This window comes from Pseudomonas allokribbensis (genome assembly GCF_014863605.1).
In the GTDB taxonomy this organism is placed as follows: domain Bacteria; phylum Pseudomonadota; class Gammaproteobacteria; order Pseudomonadales; family Pseudomonadaceae; genus Aquipseudomonas; species Aquipseudomonas allokribbensis.
The window spans coordinates 4,710,126-4,727,156 of record NZ_CP062252.1; the positions used below are offsets into that span (position 1 = coordinate 4,710,126).

General features: G+C 55.4%; 17 protein-coding genes. 9 read left to right on the plus strand and 8 right to left on the minus strand.

Annotated elements, in window-relative coordinates; translation table 11 throughout:
• Nucleotides 1-6 precede the first annotated feature (6 nt).
• Nucleotides 7-96, minus strand: coding sequence for a K(+)-transporting ATPase subunit F (kdpF, locus tag IF199_RS21465; RefSeq protein WP_007899818.1), 90 nt, complete (start codon nt 94-96; stop codon nt 7-9).
• A gap of 303 nt (nt 97-399) precedes the next feature.
• Here kdpF and eat point away from each other — a divergent pair, with 303 nt between their 5' ends.
• A complete protein-coding gene (gene eat, locus IF199_RS21470; protein ID WP_102620459.1) occupies nt 400-1,764 on the plus strand; it encodes an ethanolamine permease in 1,365 nt (454 codons plus the stop codon).
• Nucleotides 1,765-1,894: 130 nt separating this feature from the next.
• Entirely contained in the window at nt 1,895-2,062 is a 168-nt protein-coding gene (locus IF199_RS21475) for a DUF2897 family protein (RefSeq protein ID WP_096821045.1), read from the plus strand.
• A 46-nt stretch (nt 2,063-2,108) separates the two neighbouring features.
• Here the strand turns inward: IF199_RS21475 and IF199_RS21480 are convergent, their stop codons facing one another.
• Nucleotides 2,109-2,960, minus strand: coding sequence for an urea carboxylase-associated family protein (locus IF199_RS21480; RefSeq protein ID WP_192558649.1), 852 nt, complete (start codon nt 2,958-2,960; stop codon nt 2,109-2,111).
• A 175-nt stretch (nt 2,961-3,135) separates the two neighbouring features.
• Between IF199_RS21480 and IF199_RS21485 the strand changes: the two genes are divergently transcribed.
• Nucleotides 3,136-3,693, plus strand: coding sequence for a TetR/AcrR family transcriptional regulator (locus IF199_RS21485; RefSeq protein WP_192558650.1), 558 nt, complete (start codon nt 3,136-3,138; stop codon nt 3,691-3,693).
• On the opposite strand, the gene fabF is transcribed toward IF199_RS21485, so the two are convergent.
• From fabF to IF199_RS21510, 5 genes are all read right to left on the minus strand, one after another.
• On the minus strand, nt 3,690-4,964 hold the full coding sequence (gene fabF / locus IF199_RS21490) for a beta-ketoacyl-ACP synthase II (RefSeq protein WP_192558651.1): 1,275 nt from the start codon (nt 4,962-4,964) through the stop codon (nt 3,690-3,692). The two genes, IF199_RS21485 and fabF, sit on opposite strands and share 4 nt — an antisense overlap.
• Before the next feature lie 32 nt (nt 4,965-4,996).
• On the minus strand, nt 4,997-5,791 hold the full coding sequence (locus IF199_RS21495) for an SDR family NAD(P)-dependent oxidoreductase (RefSeq protein ID WP_192558652.1): 795 nt from the start codon (nt 5,789-5,791) through the stop codon (nt 4,997-4,999).
• 216 nt (nt 5,792-6,007) lie between these two features.
• Entirely contained in the window at nt 6,008-6,343 is a 336-nt protein-coding gene (locus IF199_RS21500; RefSeq protein WP_096821040.1) for a ComEA family DNA-binding protein, read from the minus strand.
• Between the two features lie 110 nt (nt 6,344-6,453).
• Nucleotides 6,454-8,448 carry a polysaccharide biosynthesis protein gene (locus IF199_RS21505; protein ID WP_192558653.1) on the minus strand — a complete coding sequence of 665 codons (1,995 nt, stop codon included), beginning with the start codon at nt 8,446-8,448 and terminating at the stop codon, nt 6,454-6,456.
• A gap of 88 nt (nt 8,449-8,536) precedes the next feature.
• The gene (locus IF199_RS21510; RefSeq protein WP_192558654.1) at nt 8,537-9,565 is read right to left on the minus strand and encodes an MraY family glycosyltransferase; all 1,029 of its coding nucleotides are present in this window, start codon (nt 9,563-9,565) and stop codon (nt 8,537-8,539) included.
• A 732-nt stretch (nt 9,566-10,297) separates the two neighbouring features.
• On the opposite strand from IF199_RS21510, the gene IF199_RS21515 reads away from it, so the two are divergent.
• Genes IF199_RS21515 through IF199_RS21540 form a run of 6 tightly spaced genes read left to right on the plus strand, consistent with a single transcriptional unit; the run spans nt 10,298 to nt 15,508 of the window.
• Nucleotides 10,298-11,077, plus strand: a complete 780-nt coding sequence (locus tag IF199_RS21515; protein WP_096821037.1) for an ABC transporter permease — start codon at nt 10,298-10,300, stop codon at nt 11,075-11,077.
• Nucleotides 11,078-11,082: 5 nt separating this feature from the next.
• Nucleotides 11,083-11,826, plus strand: a complete 744-nt coding sequence (locus IF199_RS21520) for an ABC transporter ATP-binding protein (protein WP_176504855.1) — start codon at nt 11,083-11,085, stop codon at nt 11,824-11,826.
• 4 nt (nt 11,827-11,830) lie between these two features.
• Nucleotides 11,831-12,967, plus strand: a complete 1,137-nt coding sequence (locus tag IF199_RS21525) for a DegT/DnrJ/EryC1/StrS family aminotransferase (protein WP_192558655.1) — start codon at nt 11,831-11,833, stop codon at nt 12,965-12,967.
• A gap of 2 nt (nt 12,968-12,969) precedes the next feature.
• Nucleotides 12,970-13,791 (plus strand): NAD-dependent epimerase/dehydratase family protein, encoded by an 822-nt coding sequence (locus IF199_RS21530; RefSeq protein ID WP_096821034.1) that lies wholly within the window; start codon nt 12,970-12,972, stop codon nt 13,789-13,791.
• Between the two features lie 8 nt (nt 13,792-13,799).
• Nucleotides 13,800-14,780, plus strand: a complete 981-nt coding sequence (locus IF199_RS21535; RefSeq protein WP_096821033.1) for an ATP-grasp domain-containing protein — start codon at nt 13,800-13,802, stop codon at nt 14,778-14,780.
• Nucleotides 14,781-14,821: 41 nt separating this feature from the next.
• Nucleotides 14,822-15,508 carry a metallophosphoesterase family protein gene (locus IF199_RS21540; RefSeq protein ID WP_176504854.1) on the plus strand — a complete coding sequence of 229 codons (687 nt, stop codon included), beginning with the start codon at nt 14,822-14,824 and terminating at the stop codon, nt 15,506-15,508.
• 121 nt (nt 15,509-15,629) lie between these two features.
• Here the strand turns inward: IF199_RS21540 and IF199_RS21545 are convergent, their stop codons facing one another.
• Complete coding sequence (locus IF199_RS21545) at nt 15,630-16,790, minus strand: acyltransferase family protein (protein WP_192558656.1); 1,161 nt, start codon at nt 16,788-16,790, stop codon at nt 15,630-15,632.
• Nucleotides 16,791-17,031: the final 241 nt, after the last annotated feature.

Below are 17,031 nucleotides of genomic sequence, written 5' to 3' on the forward strand. Positions count from 1 at the left end.
CCGCTCCTAGTTCCGGTCCGCGCGCAACAGCGCAACCAACAGATAAATGAACAGCCCCACTGCCAGCAGCAGGGACACCCCGTCCAGAACGCTCATGGAAGATCTCCGTGTTACGGCGTATTGCCGCGTGTGGAGGCATTGTCGGAAAGGAGGCTGTAAAGGAACGAGACCGAGGGTGCGTGCGGGACATAAAGAAAGCGTAAAGAGTGGGTTTATGCCTTCTTTACGACGGTATCCGGTGGGCGGTGCACCTGACTGGCGCACAGAAATGTGCGCTATCGAGTGGCGAACATCCCCGATACGACAGCTTTCAACGCATTACGACCCGCCAATACAAAATGGCACGCCCACTGCACACGCCCTCCCCCGAGCTTTCCAAACCGTTCAGGGAGCAAAGGCATGAACACACAACTCAAACCCACGCTGGGCACGTTGCATCTGTGGGGTATCGCGGTGGGGCTGGTGATTTCCGGGGAGTACTTCGGCTGGAGTTACGGCTGGGGCGTCGCGGGGACACTGGGTTTTCTGGTGACGTCATTCATGGTCGCGACCATGTACACCTGCTTCATTTTCAGCTTCACCGAACTGACCACGGCGATTCCTCACGCGGGCGGGCCGTTCGCCTACAGTCGCCGGGCGTTCGGTGAAAAAGGTGGATTGATCGCAGGCCTGGCGACGTTGATCGAATTCGTCTTCGCCCCGCCCGCGATTGCGTTGGCAATCGGTGCCTATCTGAACGTGCAGTTTCCGGCCCTCGATCCGAAACACGCGGCGGTCGGCGCGTACATCGTCTTCATGGGGCTGAACATCCTTGGTGTGAAACTGGCAGCGACCTTCGAGTTGATCGTCTGCGTGCTGGCCGTCGCCGAGTTGCTGGTGTTCATGGGCGTGGTTGCACCGGCCTTCAGCTTCAGCAACTTCGCGCTCAATGGCTGGGCCGGCTCGGACGTTTTCGGCGCACCGGCGATTGCCGGGATGTTCGCAGCGATTCCGTTTGCGATCTGGTTCTTCCTTGCCATCGAAGGCGCGGCCATGGCCGCCGAAGAAGCCAAGGATCCGAAACGCACGATTCCCAAGGCCTACATCAGCGGCATCCTGACATTGGTGCTGCTGGCGATGGGCGTGATGTTCTTTGCCGGCGGCGTCGGCGACTGGCGCACCCTGTCGAACATCAACGACCCGTTGCCGCAGGCGATGAAAGCAGTGGTCGGCGACAATTCCGGCTGGTTGCACATGCTGGTGTGGATCGGCCTGTTCGGTCTGGTGGCGAGTTTCCACGGGATCATTCTTGGTTACTCGCGGCAGTTTTTCGCCCTCGCCCGCGCCGGTTACCTGCCTGCCTCGCTGGCGAAGCTGTCGCGTTTCCAGACGCCGCACCGGGCGATCATCGCCGGCGGAATCATCGGCATTGCCGCCATTTACAGCGACGGTCTGATCAACCTCGGCGGCATGACCCTCACCGCCGCAATGATCACCATGGCCGTGTTCGGCGCCATCGTGATGTACATCATGAGCATGCTCAGTCTGTTCAAGCTGCGCAAAACCGAACCGAATCTGGAGCGGACTTTCCGTGCGCCGTGCTACCCGCTGATCCCGTTCATCGCGCTGGTGCTGGCGGTGGTGTGCCTGGTGGCGATGGCCTGGTTCAACGCACTGATCGGACTGATCTTCCTCGGTTTCATGGCGGTCGGATTCGGCTATTTCCTGCTCACTGGCCAGTTGCGCGCGAACGCGCCGGCCGATGCGATGCTGACCGGTCAATAGAAGCTGTGCGGGTGTACCGGGCATAACCGGCCTAGAATGGAACCACTGCGATTTTCCATCGCTCAAACGTGGTAAGCAGCATCGCCCGGCGAAATCCTCGCCCGGCGACCTGCCATTAAGGAGAGCCGCTATGCCCTGGTATGCCTGGTTGATTCTGGTCGTTGCAATCGGCTCGATCGTGGGGGGTCTGATGATGCTGCGCGACACCGCCAATAAGGTCGAACTGACCGAAGAACAACGTCAACGCGTTGCTGAGCGCAATGCCGAAGCGGACGTCAAGGACGCGCAGGATCGCTGAACGAAAAACCCCGCCTGAATCGGCGGGGTTTGTTTTTCTATCGCGGTTACTTTTCCCAGTCGGCCTTGGCGATGTGCAGGCCATGCAGCCCCTTGTACGCCGCGCGTTCCGGCGAACTCCAGCCTTCGAGCAGCGAATCCTCCAGCCGATAGATTTCCACACCCAGCGGACGGCACACACTCAGCGGATCCTGCGCATCCGGCCCCCACATCGCCAGCGACAGATCACCGCCAGGACAGGTCGATAACGCACACAGCAAGTCGATTTCCGCAAAGAACTCCAGATAGTCACCCTTCTGCGCCGGACAGGCTTTCATGAAGTACAGGTCATCGTGGTTAAGGCCCGTGCACTGGAAGATATTGAGCACGTCATGCACGTCGAACTCGGTCAGACCGTGCGGTAGCACGGCGCGGGTCAGGTTGGAGTGGCAGTGATGATGAAAGTCTTCGCCGGTGAGCATTTTGTTCACATAGGGATCGCAGCGCGTACCGAGCAAATCGTGCAGGCGCCCGCCGTGCTCGTCGATGCCATAACCGGCCAGGCTGTCATCGGTGATGGTGACCATTGGCCGCAGAAAAGGCAGGTTCGACCAGAGGCGATCGTGGGTGCTGACATGGGCGCCCTGCAGTTGCCGGGTCCGGGCCGCCCACATCCGTTCGCGCGGATCGTGGGCATTCCACACATTGAAGTCGCCCACCTGCGGCCCCACCGGTGTGGTGACACGAAACACATGCCCCGCCGGAACATGCCAGGCGCGACCGGTGCGGATCGGCACTTCGAATTGCTCGATCAGGGTCCGCGCAGCCTTCTGGTCGCGAATCCGCTCATAAAACGGCGCATTGACCTGCAAGGCCGAGCCTTTACTGACTTGATAGGCGGCCGGATAGTCTTTGTACATGGTTCTCCTGCTCCTTCGGTGATGGCAACTTTGTGAGCTGCAACCACTATCCGTGCCAACCGTTGATGGCTGTTACGAACATGTTGGATTCATCGGCAGGCTTTTTAGAAGTAGAAGTACAGTCACCATTCAATTCTCATTGGTTAAGATGGTGCTCTTGTTGCGGAGAGTTTAAATGCGTTACTCGCAAGATCATAAAGCCCAGACCCATCAGCGCATCATCAAGGAAGCGTCCGAACGGTTTCGCAAGGACGGCATCGGCGCGACCGGACTGCAACCGTTGATGAAAGCGCTGGGCCTGACCCACGGCGGCTTTTATTCGCATTTCAAATCCAAGGACGACCTGGTCGAAAAAGCCCTGCAAGCCGCCGGCGATCAGGTCGCAGGCTTGTGCGAGGAACTGTTCGCCCAGGAAAAACCGCTGGAAGCCTTCATCGATACGTACCTGTCCGAGTGGCATCAGACCTCGCCTCATGAAGGCTGCCCGCTGCTGACCATTTCTTCGGAACTGGGATTGCGCGGCCAACCGAGCCCGACCAGCGACGCCGTGCTGAAAGCGCGTCTGGATCAGATCCAGAACACCCTCGAAGGCGAGGACGCGGCCGCACGCAGCATCGTCATCATGGCCACACTGGCGGGCGCGCTCCTGCTCTCACGCAGCGTCGCGGATGCCGGATTGGCGCAACAGATCCTCGACGTCACCCGCGAACACCTCAAACGCTCCGAAGATTAATCCCGCCAACGCTTGAACAACACGCTCGCATTGACCCCACCGAATCCGAACCCGTTGGACAGCGCGTACTCGATTGGCATCGACCGCGCCTGACCGTGGACAATGTCCACGCCTTCGCTGGCCGGATCGGGATTGTCCAGGTTGAGGGTCGGCGGAACGACCTGGTCGCGGATCGCCAGCAGCGTGAAGATCGCCTCAAGGCCGCCGGCAGCACCCAGCAAATGCCCGGTGGCGGACTTGGTCGAGGTCACGGCGATTTTGTTCTGCGTTCCAAACACCGACTTGATTGCAGCCAGTTCACCCAGGTCGCCAACCGGCGTCGAGGTCGCATGTGCATTAAGATGCTGCACCTGGTCCGGCGCGATACCGGCCTGAGCCAGCGCCAACGTCATGGCTCGTCGAGCCCCGCTGCCGTCTTCCGGTCCAGCAGTCAGGTGATAGGCGTCGGCGCTGGTGCCGTAGCCGACCAGTTCGGCCAGTGGCCTGGCACCGCGTGCCAATGCGTGATCCAGCGATTCGATCACCAGCAGCCCTGCGCCTTCACCCATCACAAAACCGTCCCGGCCACTGTCGAACGGCCGCGAGGCTCGTTCGGGCGTTTCGTTGTAGCCGCTGGACAACGCCCGCGCCGCTGCGAAACCGGCAAGACTGACTCGATCGATAGACGCTTCTGCACCACCGCACACCGCAATATCGGCCTCACCGGCGCGAATCAGCCGAGCGGCGTCACCGATCGCCTGGACACCCGCGGCACACGCGGTGACCGGTGCGCCAATCGGACCTTTGAGCCCGTGCTGAATCGAGACATGGCCTGCCGCGAGGTTGACCAGAAACGATGGAATGGTGAACGGTGACAAACGCCGTGGCCCACGACTGTCGGTGGTACGCACGGCATCGGCAATCGCACCGAAGCCACCGACACCCGAACCGATGATGGTGGCCGTGCGTTCCTGAGCATTGGCGTCCGAAGGTTGCCATCCAGCTTGCTCCAGCGCCTGACGGGCAGCCTCCATGGCGAACAGAATGAAACGGTCCATCTTCTTCTGTTCTTTGGGCGGCGTCGCCCGATCCGGATCGAAACCGGCTTCGGCGTCCTCTTCCATCGTCGGCACCACACCACCGACCCGGGCCGGCAGATCGGCAATCACCGCTTCCGGCAACTGGCGCAAGCCCGAGCGCCCGGCAAGCAGACGCTGCCAGACGACTTCGACACCACTGCCCAAGGGCGATACCAGGCCCATACCCGTGACAACTATTCGACGCTGATCCATATCGGGTTGACCTCTCACGACTCTTAAGTTTTTTACTTGTAACGGCTGGCCGCCGAACTGTGGGACAGGTTGGGTGCCATCACATGACGTGCGGCAACGAAGGCTTGCCACTCTGCGGCATCGGGCAGCGAAGGAATGGTGACGAGCTCACCCTGATCCAGCCCCGACAGCGCAGCATCCACCATCTCGCCCGCCTCCATGACCATCTCCGCCGGAATACCGCTGGCATCAAAACCGGAACGCTCCCAGATTTCAGTGCGGGTCACACCCGGCAATACCGCTTGCACCTTGACCCCGGTGCCTTCGAGCTCCGTATTGAGCGACTGAGTGAGGCTCAACACGTAGGCCTTGCTGGCACTGTAGGTGGCATTGAAACGTTCGGGGAACAAGGCGACCACTGACGCGATATTGATGATCGTGCCGCGCCCGGCCTTGGTAAACGCAGCGGCTGCGGCGGCTGCCAATCGGGTCAGTGTGGTGACGTTCAATTGAATCAGTTGTTCCAGCACCTCGGGATCGGCATTGGCCAGCAATCCATTGACCGCCACCCCTGCATTGTTCACCAGCAGGCTGATGCTGGAATCGCTGCGCAGGCGCTGCTCAAGCTTGAGCACTTCCTCCTTTTGCGTCAGATCGGCCTTCAACACTTCGACCTGGACACCGTAGTCCCCCCGCAGCTTGCCAGCCGCAGACTCCAGGCGTTCCTGATCGCGAGCCACCAGCAACAGATCAAAACCACGTGCCGCCAACCGCTCGGCATACACCGCACCAATGCCGGAAGAAGCGCCAGTGACAAGCGCCGTACCTTGGGATTTCGGGGAATTCATGACGATACTCCTGGAATGCGTGAGGAATGAGCAGCCTCTGAAAGCAGGAAAGCTTCCGTGGCAAGCGAAATTATTATAGGCATAATCTCAGCGCAATATGATAGCCATAATTTTATATATTCCGACGGAAAGGCACCCTGCTCCCTCGCAGACCTTCAGGACCGGGATGCAAAAAGGGCCGGTCAATGACCGGCCCCTTGGCGTTGAACAATCAGCTTAGTTGACTTCCAGCTTGTCGCGATTGCGATCCAGGATCGCTTTGCCGATGCCTTTCACTTCGAGCAACTCATCGACGGATGCAAATGGCCCGTTTGTTTCACGATATGCAACAATTGCCTTGGCCTTGGCCTCTCCAACACCCGCCAGCTCCTTTTGAAGGGTGGCTGCATCGGCCCCGTTGAGATCAACTTTCCGGACGTCGGAAGTGGCTGACGAATCCATCACCAGTGGGACCTTGTTCGCATCGGACGGCGCCACAGGCGCAGCGATGGCAGCAATCGAGGCGCTGGTCAGCAGGGCAAAAATCAGGGAGTAGAAATAACCGGTACGCATATGTGACGCTCCATCATCAATTGAGAAAGCAGCTTTTCCGAAGCTGCTCCTCAAAGTTAGGCGATGATCAGGACAAGTCAAAAATGCGTCCGTTACAGGATGTGAAACAATCAGGGCTCGAGGCGGCGCTGCTGGTGGATCCAGTCGACTATCTCGCCGTCCGGCGTGTAGCCGCTGACCGTTTCGCGCAGAAGCTGGCGGACGCGGGAGTAGTCATCCGCTTCGACAGCCGCGAGCAGTTCTCTCAGCCGGGACTTCAGAACGTCCCAGGGCAAGTGATCCTCATTGGCCGTCATGATCATAGGATGCGGCGTGGCGGCAACATTGTCGCCGATCAGCAGTTCTTCGTAGAGCTTTTCACCCGGGCGCAAACCTGTGAACTCGATGGAAATGTCGCCCTGAGGATTGCGCTCGGAACGAATACTCAAACCCGACAGATGAATCATTTTCTCGGCGAGTTCGACAATCCTGACCGGCTCGCCCATATCCAGCACGAACACATCACCGCCCTGCCCCATGGAACCTGCCTGGATCACCAGTTGTGCCGCCTCCGGGATCGTCATGAAGTAGCGGGTGATCTTCGGATGAGTCACGGTCAGCGGCCCGCCGGACTTGATCTGGCTGTGAAACAGCGGAATCACGGAACCGGACGAACCCAGCACGTTGCCAAAACGCACCATGGTGAAGCGGGTCTTGTTGACACGGGAAACATTGGCCTTGTCGCCGAACAGCACCGGAGCCACTTCCCGACTCAGAGCCTGGAGGGTCAACTCTGCCAGACGCTTGGTACTGCCCATGACATTGGTCGGGCGAACAGCCTTGTCGGTCGAGATCAGTACAAAGTTCGAAACACCGGACTGCAACGCCGCTTGCGCCGTGTTGAGCGTACCGATCACGTTGTTCAACACACCCTCGGCAATGTTGTGTTCAACCATCGGTACATGCTTGTAGGCCGCCGCGTGGTAAACGGTGTCGACCTTCCAGGTTTTCATCACATCGAGCAACTTTTCCGGCTGACGGATCGATCCGAGGATCGGCAGCAACCGCACCCGCACCGCCTCCCTGCATCCCCGTTGCTCAAGTTCGGACAGAATGCTGTAAAGATTGAATTCGCTGTGTTCGAACAGCAACAGGGTCGTCGGCCCCAACACAAAGATCTGCCGGCACAACTCCGAACCGATCGATCCACCCGCCCCGGTGACCATCACGGTCTTGCCCCGGATGCAGCGCTCGAGCAGGTCCGGCTGAGCCGGCACCGAATCACGCCCCAGCAGGTCGGCGATATCGACCTCCTGGATATCCTCGACCTTGACCCGGCCACTGGCCAGATCCGTGAAGTTAGGCACGCTGCGCACATGAAGCGGAAAGCCTTCCAGCAGATTGAGGATTTCCCTGCGACGCGCCCGAGTCGATGAAGGCAGCGCCAGGAGAATTTCCTGCGCCCCGGTGACATCGATCATCTGTTGAATGTGTTTTGGCTTGTAGACCTGCAGACCCGAGATGGACCGGTCGGCAATACTGGAATCATCGTCGATGAACGCGACAGGACGCATGACCCGCCCCATGCGCAATGCCGCGACAAGCTGGTTGCCTGCGACACCCGCCCCGTAGATCGCCACCTTGGTCAGACCATCATCCCGGCTGGCGAACGGTACATGCTGCGCCGCGGTGAACCAGTCACCCATGAAGTACTGGCGCATGCACAGGCGCAGCCCACCGATGATCACAAGGCTCAGCCACCAGTAGTTGAAAATGATCGAGCGCGGGACGACAGCTTCATGATTGCTGTACCAGAAAACCACAAGCGCCAGGATCAGGGCAGAAAGGCTGACAGCCTTGATGATCGCAATCAGCGCGTCGTTGCCGAAATAGCGCATCACGGCACGGTACATACCGAAACGTATGAAAAGAGGAACGGCGATGACGGGAGCGCAAGCGAAAAGCCAGAAATGAATGCGCAGCGGGTTGTACATGTCGTCAATCCCGAGACGAACGATGAACGCCAGCCACAGAGCCATCCAGACCAGAAAAATGTCCGTAGCGACCTGGATGAGGCGCTTCTGCCGCCTCGGTAGCCCCAACAAAAACGCTCGTATCTTATCCATAAACCTCAACCGGATGGCCCTTTCCCTGACGACGATATATTGGCATTTTACGGGAATTCATGACGGCCGGACCCAAATGTATTATGCGCTACGTTGTAGGGGCGGGACGCTCCAGCTCACCCGCACGATACTTGATGGCAATCAACAACAGGGGCATATACGCAATTGTCAGAGCCGCTGCGCCATCGACATCAAAATACACGACCGAAAAAGCCACGGGCAGCAACCAGAATACATTGATCAACAAGACCCCAAGCGTCACCGGGAGATGCTTGCCGTAGAGGCGAGAGGCGTACTGGTAAGCATGACTTCGATGAGCCTCATAAACTTTGTCCCCCCGCACCAACCGGCGCAACAGCGTAAATGTCGCATCAACGATGAAAACACCCAGCAGAATGTTCCAGACCCAGAACCACCTGGAATCAACACTAGCAGCCGCCAGCGAAATACCACCTAAAATGATGCCCAGGAAACCGCTGCCTGCATCGCCCATGAAAATTCTGGCGGGCGGAAAGTTCCAGATCAGAAATCCCGCCACCGCCAGGGACAACAATAGCGGAACCCAGATCAACACCGACTGACCATCAAGCGCGTAAAGCAGACACGCCCCTGCGCAGGCACTGATCGCCTCGACACTGGCGATGCCATCGATACCGTCCATGAAGTTGTAGAGGTTGAGCATCCACACCAGATAGATCGCCGCAATGACGGCACCGCTCCAGCCCAGATGAACGGTCAGCCCGAACAGCTTGATCGTCTCGAAACCGTTGAGCCAGAAAACCATCCAGGCTGCCGCACAGAAATGCCCGGCAAGCCGCCAGCGAGCGGCAATGTGGCCGTGATCATCCATAAACCCGATAACCGCTATGACGACTCCCGCCGCCGCCATCCCGAGAAAGGTGGCAAGACTTGTCAGCGATTGCCCATAGAGAACGCAAAGCCCCAGAAGAAACACGATCACAATCGAAACGCCGCCGCCCCTCGGCGTCGCAACCGAGTGCGAACTGCGGGCATTGGGAATATCCATCAGACTGCGTGCGAGTGCGTATTGACGCAAAAGGGCCGTCAGCACGAACGATGCGACACCCGCGCCAATAAAAAACCACCAGAAACTCATACTCGACCGGGCTCCGAAAAAGTCGGCTAATTTGATACAACACTGCGCTCAGACAGCCCCGGGAGAATACTCTGTCAGGCTTCAACCTGATCTCGCCGAAGCCCTCTCTTCCTTTGGCATGTGCCCGCAACAGCGCAGGTGATATTGATCAGTGCCAACGGCACCTGATTGCCCTTCGTGAACGGTCAGCCGCTCCTTCAACGACAGCCAAGGATAATGCCCCCTCGAGAGAACCTCCACACCTTCACATATCAAGCACATCGAGCCTGGCTGCTGCGCAGGACAAGTGCACAGATCACCGGCCCGAATACACACAGCCAGCCCAATGACGGTACACAAGCCAAACCTGGCCAATCACTGGCACAGCGTGGCTTTCACCGCTCGTCGCTCCCCGCGCAAATGGGTGGCTGGCTTCATTCGATCGATACATGCTGGTATGCTGTCGCGCGGTCCAGGCAGGCTGATTCGGAATTCCGAAAGAAATGGAGGTGCTAGCATGTGTAAAGCCGAAAAAGCGATTATCAGCGAGCGGCTGAAACAATCAAACTCAACTGCATCATGCGCCACGCTTTCGGGACATGATTCTTTTGCGGACATGGATATGTTTTCTTGATACCCGGGCAACATTCAACACAACGGTATCAACAAAGCACTTGGCAGGCCGTCCATATGCAAGGGCGACCTCTTTTTGAGAAACATGCAATCTGGCCTTTCGCCTCGGAATAAAACATTGTGTTCAGCATTTTTTTTAAAGAACTATTCCAATACAAATTAGTGCTCAAGCAGTTGATTTGGCAACAATTGACAATGCGTTACAGAAGGACCGCCCTCGGCTTTTTCTGGACATTGTTAAACCCGCTACTGACCATGGTCGTGACCTCTGTCGTATTTTCGATGATCATGAAATGGCCACTTAAGACATTTGCAATTTTCCTGTTCTCGGGGCTCGTACCTTTCACGTTATTCTCGAACTGCCTGGCCCAAGGTATGCAGGCATTGCTGGCCAACGAGTCATTAATCAAGAAAATCCACATACCGAAACAGATATTCGTCATTTCCACTTCGATAAGCCTGCTGGTCGACGCTATCTTCAGCACGATCTGCCTGTTCATCATCGCCCTTGCGATCGGCGCTCCTTTTACCGCTTCGCTCTTTATCCTGCCAATCAACTTCCTGTTGCTATTTGCCTTTGCAGTAGGCCTGGGACTGGCATTGAGCATCGCGACCGTTTCGTTCCGTGACCTGCCCAACATCGTGGGTGTGATACTCCAAGCCCTTTACTACCTGACGCCGATCATCTACCCGCTCTCTTTCGTCCCGGATACCTACAGATGGATCTTTGCGTTGAACCCGCTGACGCTGTTCATCGAAATCTTCCGACTGCCTATCTATGAAGGCTCCCTCGCCGGGCCCGATGTTTATGCAAAGGTTGTGACACTGGCAATTCTCAGCTTGCTTTTGGGTATATACATATTCAAAAAGCATGATCGATACATAGTATTCAAGTTGTGATCGATATGAACTCAAGTATCTCGATAAAAGATCTAAATCTAAACTTCCGTCTGTACCATGACAAAGGACAGTCGCTGAAGGAATTCTTTGCTGGGCTGCTGAAGCGCCACAACAAAAGCAAATACACGGAATTCCGCGCACTGAAAAACCTCAATCTCGAGGTCGTTCATGGCGACCGGATCGGGATTGTGGGCCACAACGGAGCAGGGAAAAGTACGCTGCTGAAAGCCATTTGCGGCATTTACTGCGCAACAGAGGGATCTGTAACGGTCAATGGCCGAATTGCCCCTCTACTGGAAATTGGAGCAGGCTTCAACGTTGAGCTGAGCGGCCGTGAGAACATCTACCTCAACGGCGCGATCCTCGGCTACAGCAAGTCCATGCTCAAAAAGATCGAACCCGAGATCATTGAGTTCACGGGTTTGGCCGAGTTCATTGACACCCCTGTGAAGTACTACTCCACAGGGATGTACATGCGCCTGGCTTTTGCTATCGCCACCGCCGTTCATCCAGACATTCTTATTCTCGATGAACTTTTTGCCGGTGGTGATGCAGAATTCATCGATAAGGCTCTGGCACGCATGCATGATTTCATTGATAGCTCTAGCATCATGGTATTCGTATCCCATCAGCCCGACTTGCTGCGCAAGCTGTGCAATAGAGTTATCTGGATCGATCACGGCAGCATCGTCGAAGATGGTGAGCCAGATGTCGTTATTAAAAAATATTTGAATAATCACGCGGGGTGATACTGTGGCAACGCAACTTTTTGTTCCAAACTTCCGAGTCGACGAATGCCTTGAAGGCATCCGCGAATGCCTGGAAAAAGGCTGGACCGGTCTGGGCTTCAAGACAGTCGAAATGGAAGAGGCCTGGAAAACCTACACAGGCCTGCCGCATGCGCATTTCCTGAGCTCCAACACGGTTGGTCTGCACCTGGCATTCCACATGATGAAGACGAAGTATGGCTGGGACGACGATGCCGAAGTCATCACTACGGCGCTGACCTTCGTATCGACCAACCACGCGATCATCCAAGCCGAACTCACCCCGGTTTTCGCTGATGTCGACCAATACCTCTGCCTCGACCCGGTCGATGTAGAGCGCAAGATCACCGACAAGACCAAGGCGATCATCTTCGTCGGCCTGGGCGGTAACGTCGGCCAGTACGAAAAAGTGCTCAAGCTGTGCAAGGATCGCGACATCAAGGTCGTTCTGGACGCCGCTCACATGGCGGGTACCCGCGTTGACGGCAAGCACGTTGGCCATGACGCAGACGTCACCGTATTCAGCTTCCAGGCCGTAAAAAACCTGGCGACTGCCGACTCCGGGATGATCTGCTTCCGCGACAAGGAAGACGACGAACGTGCGCGCAAGCTGGCATGGCTCGGGATCAACAAGGACACATTTGCACGCACCGCCAGCCAGGGTGCCTACAAATGGAAGTACGACGTGGAAGAGCTGGGCTTCAAATATCACGGCAACTCCATCATGGCCGCCATCGGCCTGGTCTCGCTGAAGTACCTTGACCGCGACAACGCCTATCGCCGCCAACTGGCCGACTGGTACCTGGAAGCCCTGGAAGGCGAAACACTGATCGAGCCTGTTCTGGTTTCGCCAGGCTGCGAATCGTCCCGCCACCTGTTCCAGGTTCGTGTTGCAAAACGCGATGAAGTACTGATGGCCATGAATGAGCACGAGATCTACCCAGGCGTGCACTATCGCGACAACACCGAATACCGCCTGTACAGCTCGGGTGCCGGCAAATGCCCTGCCGCACACAAGGCCAGCAATGAGCTGATCTCTCTGCCGATGCACATGGGCGTCACCAAGAATGACGTAGAGTTCATCGTAGAGACTCTGAAGAAAGTAGTCAGAACGGGTCTCTGACCATGAATCTCCGATGCAAATATTCAGCCGGTTACCGCATTGCGGTAACCGGATCAACCGGATATGTCGGAAGCAAATTTCTGGAGTCTTTCGAGACTCCAGATTTTGTTGAGACTGACTTTACTCAACTTCCAGCTGGCTCATTGATTGTTCATCTTGCAGCAAACATGAACAATACAAGCAGCGCACTTTCTGAAAACACTCTCATCGACACGCTGGTACTGGAACAGGTCAACGAAAAACATCGTGGCTTGATCTACGCTTCCACCAACAACGTCTACCCCTACGCCTTGAACTGCCGCACTGGCGACAAGCTGCGCTGCAACGATTACTACTCTGCCTCCAAGGTCTTCGGCGAAAAACTGTTCGAAGATCTGATCAGAGTCCCCTTTGTCTCGGTAAGAATTGCCGATGTCTTTGGCGTAGGCCAGAAACACGGAAACTTCTTCAAGGCGATCGAGCAAGGCATCCGTCAAAAGAGCAGTCTCGCTCAGTACGGTGCAGGCCTCAAAAGACGCACGTATGTCCACATCACTGAACTGGTCCAATTACTGAAATGGATTGCGACAGACGGATTTGATCTGGCATCGACAACACGCGTTCTGAACACTGGCTACCCGGACTCTGCCAGCATTGCTGAAATCGTGGCGCTGGCAGCCGAAATGACCGGGTTGGAAGTCATCAACAAACACATAGAAAATGATCTGTCGGCTTTTGATGTCAGAACCATGCAGCCGACAATCCTGCCAGGCTATGCCCCTCAGTGGAGCTCTTTCAAAAGTGCTTTCGCTGGCTATGTCGAAGAAATCAATTTACAGGTTTAACATAGAACATGAATATTCTGATTACCGGTGCGGGCTCTGTAATGGGACAGAGCATTTACAAGGCCTTGGCATTTCACGATTTTGGCGAGCCTCTGAACATCCACTTCGCCAACAGTGAAGAGCTGGGTGCCGGACGCTTTTTTTCCCTGCCCTCAGCACCTGTAGTCAAGACGCCTATATTTCCTCTGGCGGCATCCCCTGAGTATCACAGCCACCTGCGAAACTATGTAAAAGAACACGACATTCAAATTGTGTTCTCCGGCACCCAGCACGAGCTGGCGGCGGTAGCCAACTATCGCGATGAAACACTGCGAGCCGCAACGCTCTCCTCTAGCATCACTGACATCTGCATGGACAAGGTCTCCACGTCAGCCGTGCTGGAGCGACATGGCATCAGAGTTCCAAAGACCAGTTCGCTGAGTGAGTACCTGGAGTCCGGCAACATCTCCGGCCCGATTGTAATCAAACCGAACCATAGCTCCTCTTCTCGCAGCATCTATAAGGTTTCCGGGCTTGCTGAAGCCAAGAAGCTGATCGCGGAAGAAAACATCAAAGTTGACTCCTTCCTGGTTCAAGAACTGTTGACAGGCAACGAGTACACTTGCGGTTGCTACGTTGACCGTTACACCAAAGAAATCAACCATATCATTTTCAAGAGAACACTGACGCCGGACGGCGCCACCTCGTATGGTGAAATCGTTCTGGATGAAAGCATTTCCTCTTATCTGAATAATATCGGCAAGGCACTGATTGAAGAAGGCTTGGACTTTGGCCACTTCAACGTTCAGTTGATCCAGACCGAAACCGGTCCCGTTTTGTTTGAAATCAATGGTCGCTTGAGTTCAACCGAGGCCTCCAAGGCATACTACGGCTACAACTCGTGCGCAGCCTTTGTATACAACATCGTTAAACAAGAACCTTTCAACGGCTGGAAGATTGCACAGTCTGGCCGATTCCTGCGCTACTACGAAGAGCTGTACTTCGAATAATGAGCAGCCTCCCCTTGCTGTTACCTTATCGTGGAGAGCCCGTGTACATCATTGCCGATGTACACGCCAACCTCCCCGCCCTGCAAGCGGTATTGGACTCAATACCGCCCTCGGCGGATATCGTTTGCGCTGGCGACCTCCTGGGCTACTACACCGAGCCGAACGAGGTTTGCCGGTTACTGCGAGAACGCAAAGTACATTGCATCAAAGGCAATCATGACAAATACGTACTGGGCGAGCTCAGCTATTCCGATAGCCGAGAATCGAAGTACAGAATACAGAGCACACGAGAATCGCTGACCGACGAGAATCTGGAATGGCTTTCATCACTCCCGGACGCTCTGGAACTGCGCTTTTCGACCGATGAAAAAAGCACGCCTGTCGATACAGCCATGTATGTAGCGCACGGAAGCCCACATAACGCTGAAGAGTACATCTATAAGGATACGGAGATAGGCTTTGCCTGGCCCGACGCAATGGACTACCTGGTGCTCGGACACACGCACCATCCAATGCAACGGCCAGCCGGAAGCGGAGTCATCGTCAACCCGGGTTCTGTAGGCCAGGCCAGGGACAGAATTCCCGGTGCGTGCTACGCGTCTATCGATGCGCACTCAAGAACTGTAGAGTTCTTCAGAGCAAATTATGATATCGATGCCTATAAAAACAGACTTCGAGAAGCAGGCATTCAAGAAGCCATGATCGAAATCCTGTCAAGAACCGCGTAAACAGTTAGCACCTTGGCCGAGGAGGAAGTTCACCCTTCCCGGCCAAGTTTCCCATGCACGTCGCGATTCGCTCCGACCACACACTGTCCCGTGAGCAGAATGCTCAGGACAAGAAACCGGCTTACACGGGAGCCACTTCCACCCCCTCGTTGCTTACCCTCTTGTTATCCTTCTTCTTGTTCATCCTGATAAATGGATATTCCACCAACAGGGAAACAAGATAGGAAAGAAAAACACAGACTGCTATCCGGATCATAGATAAACCGTGATCGGTAAACATATCAGACAACCACTTGAGCAGACCGCCATTGATATATCTGTTGGTTATCTCAAAGAACAGTATATGAATCAGGTAAAGCGGGTACGACAAGCGAGCCAGCAACACAATGGGTTTTACCTGTAGAGGTACCCAGTAAGCACCGAGTACGAAACAAGCCCCCATCGCACCCAAGAGTGTTGGCAGCCAGATGGTGTCTTGCGTTATCAGGTAGGGTTTCGCTAAAAATCCAGGGTTTCCATAGATATAAACAAGAAAAAGAAAACACAAAGTAATTGCTGCCGAGAGCCACCACACCGATTGCGATCTGACGTCAGGAGCAAATCTCAGGTAAGCCGCTGCCAGGACACCTGCCACCAGTTCGTCATATCGAGAATGGAATTGAATGAAGTTTGCGAAATACCAACTGGAGTCGTCGGGTGCAAAACCCGATGTCATCGCAGCTCGTACTGCCATACCTGAAATAAAAGCAACAACCAGCGTAACCAGCATCAACCATGGCCTCTTACCTGAAAGGTAAGACACCAACACAATCGCCAGCGGGGCAATCAAGTAGAACATTTCCTCAATGACCAGACTCCACGAGCCGCCGGGAATGTAAGCATCATTGATATTGAAGTAGTCCGGAAAGAAGTAAGGCCCCGTAGTTTGCAGAAACAACATCCCCGAAAGCATGCTTTTCAAAGCTATAAAATCGAACACCCCACCCGCTTTCAATACAAAACATAAAAGCATAGAAAAATAATAAACTGGAAGTATTCGCAAAGCTCTCTTCTTGTAGAACTCGACAAAATCGAAACGACCCGATGCTGTTTTATCGAGAATGATTCCGCCGATCAAAAAACCACTCAGTACAAAAAAAATGTCTACGCCTATCCAGCCGACAGAAAAAAAATGAAAGTGGAAAAGAACTACAAGCGCAACCGCCAGCGCCCTTAAACAATCGACGCCCGGATACGCACCTGCACCGGTCAAATAGCCCCAGTGCTCCTTGATATAACCCATTGCAGACATTCCCCTGGCCTGGCTAAATAGTTTCTGAATTGTACCGTCGTACAGGAGGCGGGGTGAACAAAACCATCCGTCTTCCGACGGAGCTCTGTCCCTGTTTGCCCTTGATCGGGAGAGGTGTTGCGACACCGCCACAGCCCCTTATCCTGAAACTAGGCAAAAAGGCGATCACCTACCCACCGGCGAGAGCTTTTACTAGTCTAATACAAACGGACTTAGTGAAATCCCGGCATCC